This is a genomic window from Microbacterium sp. NPDC089320 (genome assembly GCF_040684875.1).
Lineage (GTDB): Bacteria > Actinomycetota > Actinomycetes > Actinomycetales > Microbacteriaceae > Microbacterium.
On sequence record NZ_JBFBGY010000007.1, the window covers coordinates 50,076 to 70,439 of the forward strand.

General features: G+C 67.3%; 20 protein-coding genes and 2 tRNA genes. 3 read left to right on the forward strand and 19 right to left on the reverse strand.

What is annotated here, in order from left to right:
• Positions 1-9: 9 nt before the first annotated feature.
• Positions 10-83: transfer RNA gene (locus AB0N61_RS16985), tRNA-Pro, on the reverse strand.
• A 109-nt stretch (positions 84-192) separates the two neighbouring features.
• Here AB0N61_RS16985 and AB0N61_RS16990 point away from each other — a divergent pair.
• Positions 193-266, forward strand: a tRNA-Gly gene (locus AB0N61_RS16990).
• A 113-nt stretch (positions 267-379) separates the two neighbouring features.
• Positions 380-1,585: a hypothetical protein gene (locus AB0N61_RS16995; RefSeq protein WP_363365520.1), complete on the forward strand. Its 1,206-nt coding sequence runs from the start codon at positions 380-382 to the stop codon at positions 1,583-1,585.
• 71 nt (positions 1,586-1,656) lie between these two features.
• On the opposite strand, the gene AB0N61_RS17000 is transcribed toward AB0N61_RS16995, so the two are convergent.
• The 16 genes from AB0N61_RS17000 to AB0N61_RS17075 form a co-directional block, all read right to left on the reverse strand.
• Positions 1,657-2,010 (reverse strand): RNA polymerase-binding protein RbpA, encoded by a 354-nt coding sequence (locus tag AB0N61_RS17000; RefSeq protein ID WP_363365521.1) that lies wholly within the window; start codon positions 2,008-2,010, stop codon positions 1,657-1,659.
• Positions 2,010-2,258: a preprotein translocase subunit SecG gene (gene secG / locus AB0N61_RS17005; protein WP_060926463.1), complete on the reverse strand. Its 249-nt coding sequence runs from the start codon at positions 2,256-2,258 to the stop codon at positions 2,010-2,012. Before secG ends, AB0N61_RS17000 begins: the two co-directional genes overlap by 1 nt.
• Positions 2,259-2,343: 85 nt before the next feature.
• The gene (gene tpiA / locus AB0N61_RS17010) at positions 2,344-3,135 is read right to left on the reverse strand and encodes a triose-phosphate isomerase (RefSeq protein ID WP_167942657.1); all 792 of its coding nucleotides are present in this window, start codon (positions 3,133-3,135) and stop codon (positions 2,344-2,346) included.
• Complete coding sequence (locus AB0N61_RS17015; protein WP_363365522.1) at positions 3,126-4,340, reverse strand: phosphoglycerate kinase; 1,215 nt, start codon at positions 4,338-4,340, stop codon at positions 3,126-3,128. The genes tpiA and AB0N61_RS17015 overlap by 10 nt, the downstream gene beginning before the upstream one ends.
• Before the next feature lie 10 nt (positions 4,341-4,350).
• Entirely contained in the window at positions 4,351-5,361 is a 1,011-nt protein-coding gene (gene gap, locus AB0N61_RS17020) for a type I glyceraldehyde-3-phosphate dehydrogenase (protein ID WP_167942655.1), read from the reverse strand.
• 115 nt (positions 5,362-5,476) lie between these two features.
• Positions 5,477-6,103 carry a superoxide dismutase gene (locus AB0N61_RS17025; protein WP_042540783.1) on the reverse strand — a complete coding sequence of 209 codons (627 nt, stop codon included), beginning with the start codon at positions 6,101-6,103 and terminating at the stop codon, positions 5,477-5,479.
• A gap of 188 nt (positions 6,104-6,291) precedes the next feature.
• Positions 6,292-7,269 carry a DNA-binding protein WhiA gene (whiA, locus tag AB0N61_RS17030; RefSeq protein ID WP_363365523.1) on the reverse strand — a complete coding sequence of 326 codons (978 nt, stop codon included), beginning with the start codon at positions 7,267-7,269 and terminating at the stop codon, positions 6,292-6,294.
• A 68-nt stretch (positions 7,270-7,337) separates the two neighbouring features.
• Positions 7,338-8,210: an RNase adapter RapZ gene (gene rapZ / locus AB0N61_RS17035; RefSeq protein ID WP_167942653.1), complete on the reverse strand. Its 873-nt coding sequence runs from the start codon at positions 8,208-8,210 to the stop codon at positions 7,338-7,340.
• 30 nt (positions 8,211-8,240) lie between these two features.
• Positions 8,241-10,154, reverse strand: a complete 1,914-nt coding sequence (uvrC, locus tag AB0N61_RS17040) for an excinuclease ABC subunit UvrC (protein ID WP_363365524.1) — start codon at positions 10,152-10,154, stop codon at positions 8,241-8,243.
• Complete coding sequence (gene uvrA, locus AB0N61_RS17045; RefSeq protein WP_167942651.1) at positions 10,154-13,042, reverse strand: excinuclease ABC subunit UvrA; 2,889 nt, start codon at positions 13,040-13,042, stop codon at positions 10,154-10,156. The genes uvrC and uvrA overlap by 1 nt, the downstream gene beginning before the upstream one ends.
• A gap of 58 nt (positions 13,043-13,100) precedes the next feature.
• Positions 13,101-13,631 carry a hypothetical protein gene (locus AB0N61_RS17050; protein ID WP_363365525.1) on the reverse strand — a complete coding sequence of 177 codons (531 nt, stop codon included), beginning with the start codon at positions 13,629-13,631 and terminating at the stop codon, positions 13,101-13,103.
• A complete protein-coding gene (locus tag AB0N61_RS17055; RefSeq protein WP_363365526.1) occupies positions 13,628-14,887 on the reverse strand; it encodes a DUF58 domain-containing protein in 1,260 nt (419 codons plus the stop codon). The genes AB0N61_RS17050 and AB0N61_RS17055 overlap by 4 nt, the downstream gene beginning before the upstream one ends.
• Positions 14,884-15,849 (reverse strand): MoxR family ATPase, encoded by a 966-nt coding sequence (locus AB0N61_RS17060; protein WP_363365527.1) that lies wholly within the window; start codon positions 15,847-15,849, stop codon positions 14,884-14,886. Before AB0N61_RS17060 ends, AB0N61_RS17055 begins: the two co-directional genes overlap by 4 nt.
• A gap of 1 nt (position 15,850) precedes the next feature.
• On the reverse strand, positions 15,851-16,387 hold the full coding sequence (locus AB0N61_RS17065; RefSeq protein WP_363365528.1) for a hypothetical protein: 537 nt from the start codon (positions 16,385-16,387) through the stop codon (positions 15,851-15,853).
• Positions 16,384-17,115: a DUF4129 domain-containing protein gene (locus tag AB0N61_RS17070; RefSeq protein WP_363365529.1), complete on the reverse strand. Its 732-nt coding sequence runs from the start codon at positions 17,113-17,115 to the stop codon at positions 16,384-16,386. The genes AB0N61_RS17065 and AB0N61_RS17070 overlap by 4 nt, the downstream gene beginning before the upstream one ends.
• A gap of 20 nt (positions 17,116-17,135) precedes the next feature.
• Positions 17,136-17,579, reverse strand: coding sequence for a MarR family transcriptional regulator (locus AB0N61_RS17075; protein ID WP_363365530.1), 444 nt, complete (start codon positions 17,577-17,579; stop codon positions 17,136-17,138).
• 45 nt (positions 17,580-17,624) lie between these two features.
• Between AB0N61_RS17075 and AB0N61_RS17080 the strand changes: the two genes are divergently transcribed.
• On the forward strand, positions 17,625-17,867 hold the full coding sequence (locus AB0N61_RS17080) for a hypothetical protein (RefSeq protein WP_363365531.1): 243 nt from the start codon (positions 17,625-17,627) through the stop codon (positions 17,865-17,867).
• Between the two features lie 9 nt (positions 17,868-17,876).
• Here AB0N61_RS17080 and AB0N61_RS17085 read toward each other — a convergent pair whose 3' ends face one another.
• Both AB0N61_RS17085 and uvrB read right to left on the reverse strand, forming a co-directional pair.
• A complete protein-coding gene (locus AB0N61_RS17085; RefSeq protein WP_363365532.1) occupies positions 17,877-18,209 on the reverse strand; it encodes a TfoX/Sxy family protein in 333 nt (110 codons plus the stop codon).
• 19 nt (positions 18,210-18,228) lie between these two features.
• Complete coding sequence (uvrB, locus tag AB0N61_RS17090) at positions 18,229-20,301, reverse strand: excinuclease ABC subunit UvrB (protein WP_167942649.1); 2,073 nt, start codon at positions 20,299-20,301, stop codon at positions 18,229-18,231.
• Positions 20,302-20,364: the final 63 nt, after the last annotated feature.

Below are 20,364 nucleotides of genomic sequence, written 5' to 3' on the forward strand. Positions count from 1 at the left end.
GAAGCCGTGTCGGGGCGACAGGAGTTGAACCTGCGACCTCCCGCTCCCAAAGCGGGCGCTCTACCAAACTGAGCTACGCCCCGGGGAATCCGCATGCAGATTCAGCCCCACCGAGTCTAACGGACACGAGCACCTCCGTCAGTCCGCTATGATCGATGAGTCGGCACAGTTCTCCGGGACTCCGCCGGCAACGGGGCTGTAGCTTAGTGGTAAAGCCTCTGTCTTCCAAACAGATGATGCGAGTTCGATTCTCGTCAGCCCCTCCACTCGAACGGCCCCCGCGATCCGCGGGGGCCGTTCTCGTCTCTGCGAGTCCTCATGCAGGCCAGTCCAGTGATTAGAGTCGTCTTACGCCGGTTCCCTTCGGAGGTCCCACCGCATGACCGCATCCGTCGACGTGGCCTCCTCCCCGGTCGGAGGCCATGCGCTCCCCCCGCACTTCGCCGGCGCATCCGACAGAGGACCGAGACCTCGCAGAAGGCGCACAGGCGTCGCTCTGGCCGCCGTCGTGGTGCTCGTCGCGGCTGCCGCCGTCGGCGTGACGCAGGTCTCCGCGAACCTCGGCTACGACGGCGCGCGCGACGAGTTCGATGCGGCGGCGTCCACGGCGCGAAGCAGTGCCGCCACCGTCCAGCAGGAACTGGATTCCCTGCTGGCCACGGTCGACACCGGCACCCTGCTGACGAGCACGGATTCGGGCATCCTCACCTCTCCCGAGGCGCGGGACGCACTCACGACGGCGACGACGGATGCCGATGAGGCTGCAGCCCCCGCCCAGGATCTGCTCGCCGAGCCCCTGCCTTCCGGCGAGACGAAGCCATCGGCCTTCTGGGAGCTCTTCGCGGCATCCGATCGGCTCGCTGCCGATACCCGCGATCTCGACGAGCTGACTGCCGACCTCGACGCGGCGGTGCCCACGATGGCCTCCGCCGGCGACCAGGTGGCTGAGTCCGGCATAGCCGTTCTCCGCTCCGCGGCCGACGCGGCGCCCGCGTTCGAATCCGCACACCTCTCTGCCAAGAATGACGCCGTGATCGCCCTGCGCGATGCGGCGTCACGGGCGTCCGAGACGACCGATCTCGATGCTGCGGCGGTCCAGGCGTTGGCGGCACTGCAGGATGCCGCTGGTCAGGTCGTGACGACCGAACAGGCCGAACTCGCCGAGAAGGCCGGACCCCTGCAGGCCGCACGGACAGAGATCGAGGCCTTCGCCCGGTCGCTCGCCCCTGGAGTGCTGCTCGAGTTCGACTGGAACCAGGTCGTCAACAATGCCGGCTACAACGGCAGCATGGGGGGCCTCACCACGTGGTGGTGGGACGATCCCGATCGCGCCGTCATCGAACTGTCGAACTCGGTCGCTGAGCAGTGGCCCGCCGACCGCAGCAAGGCCCTGGTCGCTCACGAGGTCGGCCACGCGATCAGCGTCAAGTGCGAGGACATGTACGACTCGTCGACGCAGGACAGCATCGAGAAGTGGGCCACGGCGTGGGCGATCAGCATGGGCTTCACCGACGACGCCAACGGCGTCTGGGCATACGGATATCCACCTCAGTCCTACATCGACGCCGCGGCCGGATGCCGCTGAACACGCCCCTGAGACGAGAGAAGCCGCCGCGAGAGGATCGCGGCGGCTTCTGTCATCAGATCAGGTCGAGGTCACTGACCCCGACGCTCACGCAGCTGAGTGAGCGCGTCTTCGAGAAGCTGGACGGCTTCCTCGTCTGTGCGACGCTCCTTCACATAGGCGAGGTGCGTCTTGTACGGCTCAGGCTTGGCGAGCGCAGGCGGGTTCGACTTGTCCCGCCCTGCCGGAAGACCCGACTGCGGGTGGTCGATCGTCTCGGGGATCTCCTCCTCGGGAAGCCCCGCGGCGAAGTACCGCACCGTCTCGTTGCCGAGACCGTCCCAGTACGAGACCGCGATGCGGTCGGCGTGGTAGCCGTGGTCCTGTTCGCCCATGGGGCCGGAACCCACGCGGGTCCCTCGGATAGCGTTGCCGCCGGTAGCCATCAGATCACCTCGAACTTCGTGATGAGACCGAGCGCGACGATCGCCACGAACCACGCCAGTGCGAGGATCACGGTGAAGCGATTGAGGTTGCGCTCTGCGAGGCCGGAGGATCCGACCGCCGACGACATGCCTCCGCCGAACATGTCGGACAGGCCGCCGCCGCGACCCTTGTGGAGCAGGATGAGGAGAGTCAGCAGGACGCTGGTGATGCCCAGCACGACCTGCAGGACGAACTCGAGAATTTCCACGAGGAAGAGCCTTTCGCTGGGGCAGGATTGCCCCGGTAACGGTCAAGTATACGGTGCGGCGGGGCCGGAGCCCCGCCGCACGCGCTCACACGCCGACGTGCTTCTCGAAGCGGATGATCGCCGCGAACTCGTCGACCACGAGGCTCGCGCCTCCGACGAGTGCGCCATCGACATCCGGCTCGCGCATGAAGCTGGCGATGTTGGCCGCCTTGACCGATCCGCCGTACAGGATCCGGGTACGCGCCGCAGCGTCGTCACCGAGGACCTTGGCGATCACCGCACGCAGCGCCGCGCAGACGTCCTGCGCCTGCTGCGGCGTCGCGGCCTGCCCAGAGCCGATGGCCCAGACCGGCTCGTACGCCACGACGATGTCGGCATCCTTCGAGAGCCCCTGGAGAGCAGTCTCGAGCTGACCCGAGGGCACGGCGCTGGCACCGAACTTCTCGAGGTCCTCGGCCGTCTCACCGACGCAGATGACGGGCGACAGGCCGTGCTTGAGCGCGGCCTTCGTCTTCGCGGCGACGATCTCGTCCGACTCCGCGTGGTACTCACGGCGCTCGGAGTGACCGATGATGACGTACTTCGCGTCGAGCTTCGCGAGGAACGCGCCCGAGACCTCGCCCGTGTAGGCGCCGGAGTCGTGAGCCGAGAGGTCCTGCGCGCCGAGGGCGAACGGGATCTTGTCAGCATCGATCAGCGTTTGCACGCTGCGGATGTCGGTGAACGGCGGGAACACCGCGACCTCAACCGAACCGTCCTCGTGCTTGGCGTCCTTGAGCGTCCAGTGCAGCTTCTGCACGAAGGCCACCGCCTGCAGGTGATCGAGGTTCATCTTCCAGTTTCCCGCGATCAGCGGGGTACGGGTGTTCACACCCATCCGAGCACCTCCAGGCCGGGTAGTTTCTTTCCCTCGAGGAACTCGAGGCTGGCGCCGCCGCCGGTCGAGATGTGGCCGAACTGGTCGTCGCCGAAGCCGAGCTGACGCACGGCCGCGGCCGAGTCGCCGCCTCCGACGACACTGAGACCGTCGACCTCGGTGAGCGCCTGGGCGACGGCCTTCGTGCCACCGGCGAACGCCGGGAACTCGAACACGCCCATCGGACCGTTCCAGAACACCGTCTTCGATCCGCGGATGACCTCTGCGAACCGAGCCGCTGTCTCCGGACCGATGTCCAGACCGATGCCGGCGGATCCGAATGCGGTGCTCTCGATGGCGTCGGCAGCGGTGACCTCGTGGTCCGCGTCAGCGGAGAACGAGGATGCGACGATGACGTCTGTCGGGAGCACCAGCTCCACACCGCGCTTCTCGGCCTCGGCGATGTAGCCGCGGACCGTCTCGAGCTGATCCTCTTCCAGGAGGCTGGAGGCCACAGCGTGGCCCTGCGCCTTGAGGAAGGTGAACAGCATGCCGCCACCCACGAGGATGCGATCCACGCGCGGCAGCAGGTGCGAGATGACTCCGAGCTTGTCGCTGACCTTGGATCCGCCGAGCACGACCGCGTAGGGGCGCTCGGGGTTCTCGGTCAGACGGTCGAGCACGTCGAGCTCGGCTGCGATGAGGAGGCCGGCAGCCGACGGGAGCAGCTCGGCGAGGTCGTAGACGCTCGCCTGCTTTCGGTGCACGACACCGAAACCGTCGGAGACGAGGACGTCGCCGAGTTCGGCGAGCTGAGCCGCGAAGGCGCCGCGCTCCGCGTCGTCCTTCGAGGTCTCCCCCGGGTTGAACCGCAGGTTCTCGATGACGACGATGCCGCCGTCTTCGAGCGAGGCCACGGCCTCCTGCGCCGACTCGCCGACGGTGTCGCGAGCGAACGCCACGGGCTTGCCGAGCAGCTCGGACAGTCGCTGGGCGACCGGAGCGAGGCTGTACTGCGGGTCGGGGGCGCCGTCGGGACGACCGAGGTGCGAGCACACGATCACGCGGGCGCCCGCGTTGATCAGAGCATTGAGGGTAGGCAACGAGGCGCGGACACGGCCATCGTCCGTGATGATCCCATCCCGCAGGGGGACGTTGAGATCACAACGGACGATGACGCGCTTGCCCTCGAGCGAACCCAGTGAATCCAGGGTGCGCAGAGTCATGGGAGATGTCTCAGAGACGCTCTGCCACGTACTCGGTCAGGTCGACGAGACGGTTGGAGTAGCCCCACTCGTTGTCGTACCAGCTGGAGACCTTGACCAGGTTGCCGCTGACGTTGGTCAGAGTGGCGTCGAAGATCGACGAGTGCGGGTTGTGCACGATGTCGCTCGAGACGATCTGGTCTTCGTTGTACTGCAGGAAGCCGGCGAGGCGACCCTCGGCAGCAGCCTTCTTGTACGCCTCGTTGACCTCTTCGACCGTGAGGTTCTCGCGGTCGGTGATCAGCGTGAGGTCGACGATCGAGCCGGTGGGAACCGGAACGCGGTACGACGAGCCGCTCAGCTTGCCCTGGAGCTCGGGGAGAACCTCGCCGATCGCCTTGGCAGCGCCGGTCGACGCGGGGGTGATGTTGATCGCGGCAGCACGCGCACGACGCAGGTCGCTGTGCGGGCCGTCCTGCAGGTTCTGGTCTGCGGTGTAGGCGTGCGCGGTCATCATGAAGCCGCGGTCGATGCCGAAGGCGTCGTTGAAGACCTGTGCCAGCGGTGCGAGGCAGTTGGTCGTGCACGACGCGTTGGAGATGATGTGGTCCGTCTCCGGGTTGTACGTGTCCTCGTTCACGCCCATGACGAACGTGCCGTCGACGCCGGTGCCCGGTGCCGAGATGAGGACCTTCTTGGCCCCTGCCTCGATGTGCTTCTTGGCGAGGTCGGCCTTGGTGAAGAAGCCGGTCGACTCGATGACGATGTCGACGCCCAGCTCGCCCCACGGGAGGTTGGCGGGGTCGCGCTCGGCGAATGCCTTGATGGCCTTGCCGTTGACCGTGATGCTCTCGTCGTCGAAGCTGATGTCAGCATCGAGCACGCCGCCCACGGAGTCGTACTTCAGAAGGTGGGCAAGGGTCTTGTTGTCGGTGAGGTCGTTGACAGCGACGATCTCGATGTCCGCTCCCTGCGCGAGAGCCGCGCGGAAGTAGTTGCGTCCGATACGGCCGAAGCCGTTGATACCGATCTTGACAGACACTCAGGTCTCCCTGTTTCTCGTGCGCTGTGCGCCGCAATCGTGCGTGCGCGGTGCGCGGGGGTTTTTGGCTGAGATGGCGTCCCGACGAGACTGAGCCCGTCGGGACGCGACCCGATTACGACAGTACCAGCAGGCCGTTCGTCTTCTCGCGGGCGACCTCGAAGCGCTGAGCGACGTTCTCCCAGTTGGCGATGTTCCACGCGGCCTTGACGTAGTCGGCCTTGACGTTGAGGTAATCGAGGTAGAAGGCGTGCTCCCACATGTCGAGCTGGAACAGGGGCACCGTTCCCTGCGCCGTGTTGGACTGCTGGTCGAAGAGCTGCTGGATGATCAGGCGCTGGCCGATGGAGTCCCAGCTGAGCACAGACCAGCCGGAGCCCTGGATTCCGAGGGCGTTCGCGGTGAAGTGCGCCTGGAACTTCTCGAACGAGCCGAAGAACTCGTCGATGGCGGCCTTGAGCTCGCCTTCGGGCTGTCCGCCGCCGGTCGGCGAGAGGTTGGTCCAGAAGATGGAGTGGTTGACGTGACCGCCGAGGTTGAACGCGAGGTCCTTCTCGAGCTTGTTCACGTTCGCGAGGTTGCCGCTGTCGCGCGCCTCGGCGAGCTGCTCGAGAGCGGTGTTGGCGCCGGCGACGTACGTCGCGTGGTGCTTGTCGTGGTGCAGCTCCATGATCTTGCCGCTGATGTGCGGCTCCAGGGCTGCGAAGTCGTAAGGAAGGTCGGGGAGCGTGTAGGTCGCCATGTCGCTTTCATCCAATCCGCGCCGCGCCGCGGCGCTTGCCGATCCTCTGCGCCGCCGATGTGCGACGTAGAGCGGACGTAACTCATCCTAGTGACGACAACACTCACCCGTACTGGATCCTTCCTCCGTATGACGAAGCGAGGCGGCCCCGGAGATCGGGGCCGCCTCGCTGAATCGGAGTTCGGTCGTCAGACGTCGAGACCTGCAGGCACGGCGGCCTCCGTTCCCGGGATGCCCTCCTGCTGCGCACGCTTGTCCGCCATCGCCAGAAGACGGCGGATGCGGCCGGCGACGGCGTCCTTGGTCATGGGCGGGTCGGCGTGGTGGCCCAGCTCGTCGAGGCTCGCGTCGCGGTGCGCGAGACGAAGCTCTCCGGCGACCTTGAGGTGATCGGGCACCTCGTCGGCAAGGATCTCGAGGGCTCGTTCGACCCGAGCGCAGGCGGCGACTGCAGCCTGAGCGGAACGGCGCAGGTTCGCGTCGTCGAAGTTCACCAGACGGTTCACACCTGCGCGCACCTCGCGACGCTGGCGCATCTCCTCCCAGGCGACGGCCGTCTTCTGTGCACCCATCTCGCTGAGGATCGTGCGGATCGCCTCTCCCTCCCGCACGACGACGCGGGGCATGCCACGGACCTCACGGGCCTTCGCGGCCACGCCGAGACGGTGCGCCGCACCCACGAGCGCCATGGCGGCCTCCGACGACGGGCAGGCGACCTCGAGCATCGCCGACCGGCCCGGCTCGCTGAGGGTTCCGGCGGCCAGGAACGCACCGCGCCACAGGCCGGCGATCTCGGCACGGGAACCCGTGGTCAGACGGTTGGGCAGGCCCCGGACGGGGCGACGACGCTGGTCGAGCAGACCGGTCTGGCGTGCGAGGGTCTCCCCCGAGGCGATGACCCTGACGGCCCACCGAGCACCGTCGTTCGCGGTGCTGGACTGCACCTGCGCGATCTCGGGCCGCACGCCGTAGATCTCCGCCAGGTCACGCGCGACACGCTGGGCGAGGATCTCGGCATCCACCTCGGCCTCGACGGCGACCCGCCCGGCGATGGAGTGCAGTCCGCCGGCGAACCGGAGGATCGCGGTGACCTCCGCGACACGCACCGTCGGGGGTGCATTACGGATGCTGACCAGCTCAGCCTTGACGTCGGTCGTTAGTGCCACGACACTCCTCTACGCTCACGCGCCGGATCGCGGCGCAAACCTCCAGCCTACTCTGACGGAGGCTCCTGCTATTCCCTGCCGAGGTCGCGGTGACGCACGTTCACGGCCACTCCGGGCACGGACGCGAGCCGCTTGGCCAGCTCCTCCGCCATGGCGACGGAGCGGTGCTTTCCGCCGGTGCACCCTATGGCCACGGTCGAATGGCTCTTGTTCTCGCGCTGATACCCCTCGAGCACCGGGGTGAGCGCGGCCGTGTAGGCGTCGAGGAACTCCGCGGCCCCTTCGCGCGAGAGCACGTAGTCCCTGACGGACTCGTCCTTGCCGGTGAGGCCGCGGAGCTCCTCGTTCCAGAACGGGTTCGGGAGGAAGCGCATGTCTGCGACGAGGTCGACATCGGTCGGAAGGCCGTACTTGAAACCGAAGCTCATGAGCGTCACCCGGTGCCTCGCAGCCCCCTCGTCCGAGAAGAGGTCCGAGACCTGGGTGGCGAGCTGGTGGATGTTGAGCCCCGAGGTGTCGACGACGAGATCTGCCGACTCGCGGATCGGCGCGAGTCGTTGCCGCTCGACGCGGATGCCGTCGAGCAGAGTGCCGTCGCCTTGCAGCGGGTGCGGCCGGCGAACCGCCTCGAAGCGACGCACGAGCACATCGTCCGATGCGTCCAGGAACAGGACGCGGACGGAACCGCGCGACCTCAGCGCCCTGGCGACGCCCGGGAAGTCGTCGAAGAGATTGCGTCCGCGGACATCGACCACCGCTGCGACCTTCGGCAGGGCGTCGCCGCCCATGTCCGTGAGGTCGAGAAGCGGACGGAGGATCTGCGGTGGCAGGTTGTCGACCACGTACCAGCCGAGGTCCTCGAGTGCGTTGGCCACCGTCGTGCGCCCTGCGCCCGACATGCCCGTGACGATGAGGAACTCGCCCTTGTCCCCGTCAGTCATGGTTACTCCTTCTCCCCCGCTCCTACCAGCCTAGCGAGTGGAGAGATGCGTATGGATGTTCTGAGCGAGCACGGGCCCGATCCCCTGCACATCCTGAATCGCCTCGGGCGGAGCGGTGCGCAGCGCGGCGACCGAGCCGAAATGCTTGAGAAGGACTTTGATCCTCGAGGAGCCCAGCCCGGGCACCTCGGCGAGGATCGAGGTGATGTCGTTCTTGCGCCGCTTGCGCTGGTGCGTGATCGCGAATCGGTGGGCTTCATCTCGCAGCCGCTGGAGCAGGTAGAGCGATTCGCTCGTGCGCGGCAGGATGACCGGGAAGTCCTCCCCGGGGAGCCAAATCTCTTCGAGCCGCTTCGCGATGCCGCACACCGCGATCTCGGTGTGGCCGGCGTCTCGCAGCGCCCGTGCGGCCGCTTCGACCTGGGGCTGGCCACCGTCGACGAGCAGAAGCTGCGGTGGATACGCGAAGCGGGGTCTGCGTTTGGCCTCGACGACGACGTCAGCGGATCCGTCTTCCGCCTCTGCGCTGACAGCGACGACTGCGGGCTCGTCTGCCTCATCGGGGCGGTCGAGATAGGCGAGTCGACGACGCAGCACCTGATACATCGAGTCGGTGTCGTCCGTCGTCTCCGCGATGTTGAACGACCGGTACTGGTCTTTCCGGGGCAGCCCGTCTTCGAAGACCACCATCGAGGCGACCACATTCGTGCCGCCGAGGTGCGAGATGTCGAAGCACTCGATGCGGAGCGGCGCCTCCGACATCCCCAGCGCCTCCTGCAGATCGGTCAGCGCCTGCGTGCGTGCGACGTAGTCGCTGGTGCGTCGCGTCTTGTATCGGATCAGCGCCTGCTGCGCGTTGAGAGTCGCTGTGCGCATGAGATCGGCGCGCTGACCCCGCTGGGCGATGGCGATCTCGACCTTCTTGCCTCGCCGCTCACGCAACCACAGCTCGAGCTCGGCCGCATCATCGGGAAGGGTCGGGACGATGATCCGCCGGGGCACATCCTGCGCGTCGCCGTACGCACGCTGCAGCACCTGGTCGACGAGGTCGGCCGTGGAGATGTCGATCTCCTTCTCGATGGTCATCGCGCGAACACCGCGCACGCGGCCGCCTCGAATCACGAAGTGCTGCACCGCGGCTGCGAGCTCGTCCTCCGCGATGCCGAACAGATCGGCGTCCTCATCGGTCGCGAGCACGAGTGCGCTCTTGCCGAGCACCGCCTCGATGGCTGTGAGCTTGTCGCGGTACTTGGCCGCGGCCTCGTAGTCCATCGCGGCCGATGCCGCCAGCATCCGCTTGGTGAGGTCTCTGGTGAAACGCTCGTCGCCACCGGCCATGAAGGCGACGAAGTCGTCGACCATCGCGCGGTGCTCCTCGATCGTCACCGTCATCGAGCACGGTCCGCCGCACTTGCCGATCTGGCCGGGAAAGCACGGCCGCCCGGTCTGCATCGCGCGCTTGTAACTGGAGTCGCTGCAGGTGCGGATCGGGAACGCCTTGACCATCAGGTCGATCGTCTCGTGAACCGCCCAGACCTTGGGATACGGACCGAAATAACGGGCGCCGGGGATCTTGCGGTTCCTCGTCACGATCACACGCGGCGCCTCATCGCCGAGCGTCACGGCCATGAAGGGGTAGGACTTGTCGTCCTTGTAGCGGACGTTGAACGGCGGATCGAACTCCTTGATCCACATGTACTCCAGCTGCAGCGAGTCCACGTCGGTCGAGACGACGGTCCACTCCACGGAGGTGGCTGTGGTGACCATCCGTCGCGTGCGCTCATGGAGCGTGCGCAACGGAGCGAAGTAGTTCGACAGGCGTTGGCGGAGGTTTTTGGCCTTGCCCACGTAGAGCACGCGCCCATCGGCATCGCGGAAACGGTACACGCCGGGGTTGGTGGGGATCTCACCAACCCGCGGCTTGTACGGCAGGACGTCGGCCATCAGCTGGCCTTCCGCGCGGAGCGCCCCTCACCCAGGATCTCGGCGAGGAACTGGCCCGTGTGGCTGTCCTCGACTCGCGCGATCTGCTCGGGCGTGCCGATCGCCAGGATCTCACCACCGCCTGAGCCACCCTCGGGCCCGAGGTCGATCACCCAGTCGGCCGACTTGATCACATCGAGGTTGTGCTCGATCACGACGACCGTGTTGCCCTTGTCGACGAGGCCGTTGAGGACCTCGAGCAGCTTGCGCACGTCTTCGAAGTGCAGACCGGTGGTCGGCTCGTCGAGCACGTAGATGCTGCGTCCGTTGCTGCGACGCTGGAGCTCGGTGGCGAGCTTGACGCGCTGCGCCTCACCGCCGGAGAGAGTCGTCGCCGACTGGCCGAGACGCACATACCCGAGCCCGACGTCGACGAGGGTCTTCATGTACCGGTGGATCGCCTGGATGGGCTCGAAGAACTCGGCCGCCTCGGCGATCGGCATCTCGAGCACCTCGGCGATGTTCTTGCCCTTGTAGTGCACCGCCAGCGTGTCGCGGTTGTAGCGCTTGCCGTGGCAGACCTCGCAGTCGACGTACACGTCGGGAAGGAAGTTCATCTCGATCTTGATCGTGCCGTCACCCGAGCATGCGTCGCAGCGCCCACCCTTGACGTTGAAGCTGAATCGTCCGGGCTGGTATCCGCGGACCTTCGCCTCGGGCGTCTCGCTGAACAGCGAACGGATCCTGTCGAAGACACCGGTGTAGGTCGCCGGGTTGGACCGCGGCGTGCGGCCGATCGGCGCCTGATCGACGTGCACGACCTTGTCGAGGTTGTCGAGTCCCGAGACCCGGGTGTGCTTGCCGGGAACCGTGCGTGCTCCGTTGAGTCGCGAGGCCAGCACCTGGTACAGGATGTCGTTGACGAGCGACGACTTGCCCGAACCCGAGACGCCGGTCACGGCCGTCAGGACACCGAGCGGGAAGTCTACGCTCACGTTCTTGAGGTTGTTCTCGCGGGCCCCGACCACGCTGATCTTGCGCTTCTTGTCGAACTTGCGGCGCTTGGTCGGCGTCGGGATCTCGCGAGCACCCGAGAGGTACTCCCCGGTCATCGAGTCCGGCTCGTTCAGGAGAGCCGAGTACGGACCGGAGTGCACGACCTCGCCGCCGTTCACACCGGCGCCGGGTCCGATGTCGACGACCCAGTCGGCGGCCTCGATCGTCTCTTCATCGTGCTCGACGACGATGAGCGTGTTCCCGAGATCGCGGAGCTTCAGCAGGGTGTCGATCAGACGACGGTTGTCGCGCTGATGCAGACCGATCGAAGGCTCGTCGAGGACATACAGGACGCCTGTGAGCCCGGAGCCGATCTGCGTGGCCAGACGGATACGCTGCGCCTCTCCACCGGAGAGCGACCCGGCGGACCGGCTGAGGTTGAGGTATGAGAGACCCACCTGCAGGAGGAAGTCGAGTCGCAGACGGATCTCGCGCAGCACCTGGGCTGCGATCTTCGCCTCGCGGTCGGTGAGGGTCAGGGTCTCCATGAAAGAGCGCGCGTCGGCGAGGCTGAGGTGCGACACCTCGGCGATCGAGTGACCGTGCACCTGCACGGCGAGCACCTCGGGCTTGAGCCTGTTGCCGTCGCAGACGGGGCAGGGCACCTCGCGCAGGTACTCGCCCCAGCGTGCGCGCTGCGTGTCGGACTCGGCCTGCGCGTACTGACGCTCGATGTACGGCACGACGCCCTCGAACCCGGAGGCGTAGCGCATCTCGCGCCCGTAGCGGTTCTTGAACTTGACCGTGACCTTGTAGTTGTCGCCGCGCAGGATCGCATCCTGCACATCGACCCGCAGATCCTGCCACGGGGTGTCCAGCGAGAAGTTGAGGTCGTCGGCCAGTCCCTCGAGCAGCCGCTCGTAGTACTGGAAGAGACCCTTGCCCTGAGTCGTCCACGGGATGATGGCGCCCTCGCGGATCGAGAGCTCCTCGTCGCCGAGCATCAGATCGATGTCGACCGACATGCGGGTGCCGAGTCCCGAGCAGGCGGGACAGGCGCCGAACGGCGCGTTGAACGAGAACGTGCGCGGCTCGATCTCGGTGAGAGTGAGCGCGTGACCGTTCGGGCAGGCGAGCTTCTCGGAGAAGGACTGCCAGGCGTCGTCGCCCTCTTCGTCGACGAAGTTGATCTGCACCACTCCACCGGCGAGTCCGAGCGCGGTCTCGACCGAATCCGTGACGCGACCGAGGATGTCGTCTGCCGCGACGAGGCGGTCGACGACGACGGCGATGTCGTGCTTGTAGCTCTTCTTCAGCGTGGGCGGCTCGGCGAGCTGGATGAGGTCGCCGTCGACGATCGCGCGCGAGTAGCCCTTGGCCCCCAACTCGCGGAACAGGTCGACGAACTCGCCCTTCTTCTGCGAGACGATGGGCGCGACGATCTGGTACCGGGTGCGCTCGGGCAGCTCCATGAGCTGATCGGCGATCTGCTGCACGGTCTGTCGCTGGATGCGCTCACCGCATTCGGGGCAGTGCGGGATCCCGATGCGCGCCCACAGCAGACGCATGTAGTCGTAGATCTCGGTGATGGTTCCCACCGTCGACCGCGGGTTTCGGTTGGTCGACTTCTGGTCGATCGACACCGCAGGGCTGAGCCCCTCGATGAAGTCGACGTCTGGTCGGTCGACCTGGCCGAGGAACTGGCGCGCGTACGCGCTGAGCGACTCGACGTAGCGACGCTGTCCTTCGGCGAAGATCGTGTCGAACGCCAGACTGGACTTTCCCGATCCGGACAGGCCGGTGAACACGACGAGGGAGTCGCGTGGGATGTCGATGTCGACGTTCTTCAGATTGTGTACGCGGGCACCGCGGACACTGAGTTTTCCTGGGGTTGCAACCGGGACGATAGGCACTGATCAAGTCTACGAGGGGCCACCGACATTGGCTCCGTGAGGGCTCACAGGGAAGAGATCAGCGCGCCCGTTCGGGTCGGTTCACCCGCACGAGCAGGGTCACGAGGAGTGCGGCCACGGCTGCCGCCCCGGCGACGGCGGCCCAGGGCACGGTCGGCATCGGATCGGGCGTGCCGACACCCGAGACGATCATGACCACGACGGTGACCGGCTGGGCGATCGCCTGCACGACGAGCAGCCGCACGAGGCTCGGACGGAGGGCGGCGATCACCACGTGTGAGCCGGCGGGGATCACGAGGGAGAGCGACATGAGGAGATGAATCACGTGCACCACGAGCACCGCGGTCATCGCGCGCGCGACGTCGGGGTCCGACATCAGCATCCCGATCACGAGGCAGCCCACGGAGCCCCAGGCCGCGAAGGTCTGCGGAAGCGCGGCGGCGAGGCCCGCCAGGACGATCGCCGCCACCTGCCAGCCGATCAGCGGGCACAGCATCATCGCACCCGCAGCCGCGGCGGCGACGAGCGCGCCCCTCACGACGAGCCCGGGGACGACGGGGCCAGTCTGCAGGGAGTCGTTCGGTCTCATCGGCGGCCCCTCGCGATCGCCCGCATCGTCGAGGCCGGGTCGTCTGCCCACGAGACCACGTCGACTCCCGCACCGTGGAGATCCGCGAACACGTTCTGCCGCTCGGCGAGGACCGTGCGCAGGGCGATCAGCTGCGCACGCGTGAGCCGCGCGCGATCGAGAGAGGGAAGGACATCGACGGCGACGACTCGGTGACCGCTCGCCCTCCACATCAGTGCGGTGCGTGCGGCAGCGCCCTGGAAGAAGGTCGACAGCACGAAGACCACCGAGCCGTGCGGCACGGGAGGCGTGCGACGGAAGGTCGCGTCGTCGTGCGCCTGCCCGGTCGCGGCCAGGGCCGCTACGACGCGTGCGAGATGCCTCGAACCGCCGCCGCTGCGCAATGACCGCCCGCCGTGCACGAGCACGTGCAGCGCGACGCGGTCCCCTGCTCCGATGGCCGAGTCGGCGATGGCGCGCGCAGCCTCTCTCGCGAGGTCGAGGGACGTCACACCGCTGCGTTCGTGATCGCCGCTCCCCCAGGACGCGACGACCTCGCCCAGATCTTCGGAGGTGTCGAGGGCGACCACGATCGACGAGTCGCTGAGCGTGTTGGTCCGCCGGACCAGCAGTTCACCGGGTCGGCGTGCGATCCGCGCCGTCGCCCGCCAGTCCACGCGGCGGAGCTCGTCCCCGGGGGCGAAGGCGTGGATGTCCCGGAAGTCGCCGCCCTGCCCCGCTCGACGCCCCTCATGCGCCCCGTTCAGCCCCGTCAGTCGTCGGGGAAGCGGCAGCGCGTCGAGCGCTCGACGAGAAGGGGCCACCTGTCGCCTGACGGCGACCACCTCCGATGTCGTCGAGAGCGCCGCTCCCTCGAAGGAGAAGCCCCTCACCGCCGCTTGGACGGGAACCGTCGGCCCCGAATGCAGGACCGTGCTGCGTGCGGTGAACGTGAAGCCGCCACCGGGCACGATCACTCGTCGACTGCGACGCTCGGACTGCACGACCGCCACGTCGACGGCATCCGCATCGCTGTCGACCGCGATCGCTGTGAGCAGTTCGCCGTCAGGGCCCTGCACCGCCTCGATCGTGACCTCCGCCTCGGCCCCTGATGTGCCCCGCGCGAGCGCGAAGCCGCTCCAGATCGCGAGAGGAAGCCCCATGGCGACCACGTCGGGTCGGCCCGCGAGGAGACCGACCGTGGCGAGGAGGACAGCACCACCGATCGCCACCGGCAGCACGGGCCCGCGACGCCCCTCATCGGGAGCATCTGTCATCCGAGCGCTCCGACGGTCGGAGGAACGGCGACCTGTGCGACGACCGAGCGAACCACATCGGATGCCGACGCACCCTGAGCCCACGCCTGGGGTGTGAGCGTCAGTCGATGTGCCAGCACGGGCACGGCGATCCGCTTGATGTCATCCGGACGCACGAAATCGCGGCCGTCGAGGGCCGCGAGCGCTCGACCGAGCAGCAGCAGCCCCAGGGACCCCCGCGGCGACGCCCCGACCTCCACAGTGGGTGCGGTCCGGGTGGCGCGGACGATCTCGACGCAGTAGCGCGAGATGTCCGGGTCGACGTGGATGGCCTCCACAGCCTGCTGCAGCGAGATGAGCTGCGCAGCATCGATGACCGACGCGACATCCGCCGCCTCCTGCCGCCTGCTCACACGGTTCTCCAAGATGTGAGCCTCGCCCTCCGCCGACGGATAGCCGACCGACAGACGCACCATGAACCGGTCGAGCTGCGCCTCGGGGAGCGCGTAGGTGCCCTCGTACTCGATCGGGTTCGACGTCGCGATCACATGGAACGGCGCGGGCAGGGTGAAGCTGTTGCCCTCGACGGTCACCTGGCGCTCCGCCATCGCCTCGAGCATCGCCGACTGGGTCTTCGGTGTGGTCCTGTTGATCTCGTCGGCGAGCAGCAGACCGGTGAAGATCGGCCCGGGGCGGAATACGAAGTCCCCCGAATCCGGTGCGTAGACATACGACCCCGTGACGTCGCCGGGCAGCATGTCCGGTGTGCACTGCAGGCGCCGGAACGACAGCCCGAGTGCCGAGGCGAGACTGCGCGCGGCGAGCGTCTTGCCCAGCCCCGGCACGTCCTCGAACAGCACATGTCCACCGGCGAGGATCGATGCGAGCGCGATCTCGACCGGATCGTCCATGCCCACGACCGCCGTTCGTACGGCGGCGAGGATCCGGGCTCCGGTGTCGGCGATCTCTGCGGGGCTCGTCATGTCATCTCCTTGATCGACGGAACGGCGAGGGTCGCCGGCGGTCGGGGGTGGGCGCGGGCAACGGAGGCGGGGATCCGGTGGGCGCGGAGGGATCCAGGCGGTCGATCGCGTCCAGCGCTCGCTCGATGTCGGACATCGTCGCCTCCGGCCCGGTCAGGCGCTCCCAGACGGTGGATCCGATCAGCCGCTCGAGGTGGCCCCGGTGCTCAGGGTCGTGCGGGTCCACTCCGCGGCGCAGCAGCCGCTGGCGAAGGATCTCCCCGACGCGACGTGTGATCTGCGGTCCGGCTATGCCGGTGTGCGTGTTGAGCGCCCACGACATCCGCGAGATCTCGGTGGGTCGACGATCCGGCGTGACGTCTATGCGCGGAGCGTCGGCCCCCGGCTCGAGCGGTACCACGAGCTGTGCGAGCAGACCGACGACACCCGTCAGAAGCCCCCACGCGACAGCGAACGGCAAGGTGAGACCGACGCCGAGCAACACCAGGGCGGCGACGACCGCAGCGCCCGCCGCGATCAGCGTTCTGCGAAGGGTCATCGCCACACCTCCTCGATGCGGCGCAGCGCGTTTCTCGCCGAGGCGCGGTCGTGTTCGTCGGCGGAGCGTGCTCCGAAGCGGACGCTCTCATAGAGACGCAGCAATGCCGCAGCCTCACCTGCCGCCCCGGGACGCAGAGCGATGATGCGCACCACGAACTCGCCGGGAGTCTCCGTCATCGCTCGACTCACCCCTGCGTCGGCGGCGCTCTCCTCGAGCCCGATCCACGCGGCGATGATGGCATCAGAGGCGCCTATCCGGTCGTCGATCTGTACGAGCGCCCCGGCGATTCCACGCTGCATGACAGCGACGGCGACCTCCGGCTCGGACGCCGAGCCGAGCTCGCCGACTTCGGATGCGACCGCCCCCGCATCGCGACGAGCGAGCGGGCGATCTCGCCATGCTCGGAGAAGCGCCCTGGCGACGATGACGAGGAGCGCGATGATCCCCGCGGCCACCAGAAGCAGGAGTATCGCAGCGAGGACCTGCGCGACCGCGGCGTTCGTGGAGTCGATCTCGATCGGCTCGGGAGCGCCCGTGGCCCCCGGTTCGCTCGAGGGCAGCGGCTCCGCTGTGCCCGCGGGGAGCGGCTCAGCGGGACGGAACTGCGGCGGACCCTGGACCGCCGCAGCGGTCATCACCACGACGAAGAGTCCCACCACCACCGTGGACAGGACGAGCCGATCGGCGCTCCGGCGCGCGGGACGCGTCTGGTGTTCGCTCGGCATGCCCACACCCTACGGTGCGGTCACTCCACGACCGGGCGGCGACCCGCGAATGCCGACAAGCCATCTCGCAGCGTCGCCACCTGCTGCAGGTCCATCCCCACAGCGGCCATTACCTGTCGAGGAACGTCGAGGGCTCGATCTCGCAGAGCCCGGCCCGTGTCCGTGAGGGTGATGTCGAGACGCCGCTCATCCTCGGCGCTGCGCTGTCTGGCGACGAGCCCGTCGGCTTCAAGACGCTTGACCAGAGGGGATGCGGTCGCCGGCTCGAGAGCGAGATCGGCTGCGAGGTCGTTCAAGGGGCGTGGAGCGCGCTCCCAGAGCGCCAGCATGACGAGATACTGCGGATGCGTGAGACCGAGAGGCTCGAGGATCGGCCGGTAGATCGCCACCACGTTGCGTGCCGCGGTCACCAGCGCGAAGCAGAGCTGATTGTCGAGCTTGAGCAGATCATCCGATGCGTTCACGGCTACGAATATACAGTGACCCTAATAGTTAGTACACTAAGCAACATGGCCAGTTCTGATGATCGCCCTCCGCTCCGCACTCGGATCCGCGAGGCCGGAGGGCTGTACGCGTGGATCAACTCGAATCTGATCCGCTTCGCAGGCCCCGCCTCGGTGGGCCCCTACGAGACGACCCCGCCGCCGAGCCCGTCCGAGCGCGCTGAGCGCGCGTGTCCGCTGTGCGGTGCGCCGATGAGTGAACACGAGATCGACCGTTCAGGTCCGAAGACTCTCGTGCACTGCCCCTGAGACACCAGCTCAGCCGTCGCGCTGCGCGTCCTGGCGCGCGATGTCGAGCCAGGATGCGAGATCGTGATCGTCGACGAGCAGACTCGGCGAGATGTCGAGCCAGCTCGTGCCCATCGTCCGCGCACCCATGACCGCGACCGTGACTCCCGGCCGCGTGATCAGCGACGCACCGTGCTCCTCGTCGACACGGACGAGCAGCACCCCGCCCGTTCGGGCTCCGACGAGGATGTGACCGTCGAGGAGGAACGCACGGGTTCCGAACATCCGCTTCTCCTCGACGTTCCGGTCGAGCGTGAGGAGCGCTCTCACCCGGTCGGCGAGCTCCTCCCCCGATGCATCCATGCTGGTGCCTCCGCGCTTCTCAGGCGTGGCCAGCCTTCTCCATCGCGCGCAGCTCCTTCTTCATGTCCTGCACCTCGTCGCGCAGCCGACCGGCGAGCTCGAACTTGAGTTCTGCGGCCGCCGCGAGCATCTGATCGGAGAGGTCCTGGATCACCGCTTCGAGTTGCTGAGCACCCTCTGCGGCGATGCCGGTGCGACGCAGGTTGGGTGTCGGCGACTTGCCCTTGCCCGTCGCGCGCCCACGTCCGGACATCATCTCGGCGGTGTCGGCGCCCTCACGTGCGAGCACCTCGGTGATGTCGGCGATCCTCTTGCGCAGCGGCTGGGGATCGATTCCGTTCTCGAGGTTGTATGCGATCTGCATCTCGCGACGCCGATCCGTCTCCTCGATCGCCTTGGCCATCGAATCGGTGATCTTGTCGGCATACATGTGCACTTCGCCGGAGACGTTTCGCGCCGCGCGACCGATGGTCTGGATCAGCGAGGTCCCGGATCGGAGGAAACCCTCCTTGTCGGCATCGAGGATCGCGACCAGCGACACCTCGGGCAGGTCGAGGCCCTCTCGGAGCAGGTTGATTCCCACGAGGACGTCGTAGACACCGGATCGCAATTCACTGAGCAGCTCGACACGTCGCAGAGTGTCGACGTCGGAGTGCAGGTACCGCACCCGCACGCCGTGCTCCCCGAGGAAGTCCGTGAGCTCCTCGGACATCTTCTTCGTGAGGGTGGTCACGAGCACGCGCTCGTCGCGCTCGACTCTCACCCTGATCTCTTCGAGGAGGTCGTCGATCTGGCCCTTCGACGGCTTCACGACGATGTGCGGATCGACGAGACCGGTCGGACGGATGATCTGCTCGACCACGCCGTCGGCGATGCCCATCTCGTACTTCCCGGGTGTCGCCGAGAGATAGACGGTCTGCCCGATCCGGTTCTTGAACTCGTCCCAGCGCAGCGGCCGGTTGTCCATCGCGCTCGGCAGTCGGAAGCCGTGCTCGACGAGCGTGCGCTTGCGAGAGGCGTCGCCCTCGTACATCGCGCCGATCTGCGGCACGGTGACGTGCGACTCGTCGATCACGAGCATGAAGTCGTCGGGGAAGAAGTCGAGCAGCGTGTGGGGCGGCTCGCCCGGCATCCGCCCGTCCATGTGACGGGAGTAGTTCTCGATCCCCGAGCAGAATCCGAGCTGCTGCAGCATCTCGAGGTCGAACGTGGTGCGCATCCTCAGCCGCTGGGCCTCGAGGAGCTTCCCCTGACGCTCGAACTCCTTGAGCCGCTCTTCGAGCTCGTGCTCGATCGTGCCGATGGATCGCTGGATCACGTCCGTGCCCGCGACGTAGTGGGAGGCGGGGAAGATCGGCACGGAGTCGAGCTTCTCGATGACCTCTCCGGTGAGCGGGTGCAGCGAGTAGAGCGCTTCGATCTCATCGCCGAACAGCTCGATGCGGATCGCGTGCTCCTCGTACACGGGGATGATCTCGATCGTGTCTCCCCGGACGCGGAAGTTGCCCCGGGAGAAGTCGACGTCGTTGCGGTTGTACTGCATCGAGATGAACTGCCTGATCAGTGCGTCCCGGTCGTAGCGCTCCCCCACCTGGAGCGCGACCATCGCCCGGAGGTACTCCTCCGGCGCACCGAGGCCGTAGATGCAGGAGACGGTCGAGACCACGATCACGTCTCGACGGCTCAACAGGGAGTTGGTGGTCGAGTGACGCAGACGCTCGACCTCGGAGTTGATCGACGAGTCCTTCTCGATGAAGGTGTCGGTCTGTGGGACGTAGGCCTCGGGCTGGTAATAGTCGTAGTAGGAGACGAAGTACTCGACCGCGTTGTTGGGCATCAGCTCGCGGAACTCGTTGGCGAGCTGCGCGGCGAGGGTCTTGTTGTGGGCGAGGACGAGCGTCGGTCGCTGCACCTGCTCGACCAGCCAGGCCGTCGTCGCGGACTTCCCGGTTCCCGTGGCACCGAGCAGCACGATGTCGGTCTCGCCGGCGTTGATGCGCGATGCGAGCTCGGCGATGGCCTTCGGCTGGTCGCCGGCGGGCGCGTACTCGCTGATGACCTCGAAAGGACGGACGCTGCGCGTGGTTTGCATGCCTCCAGCGTATGCCGGGCCACCGACATCGGGGCGCGCGTCCGTCAGCAGCGAACGGAGAGC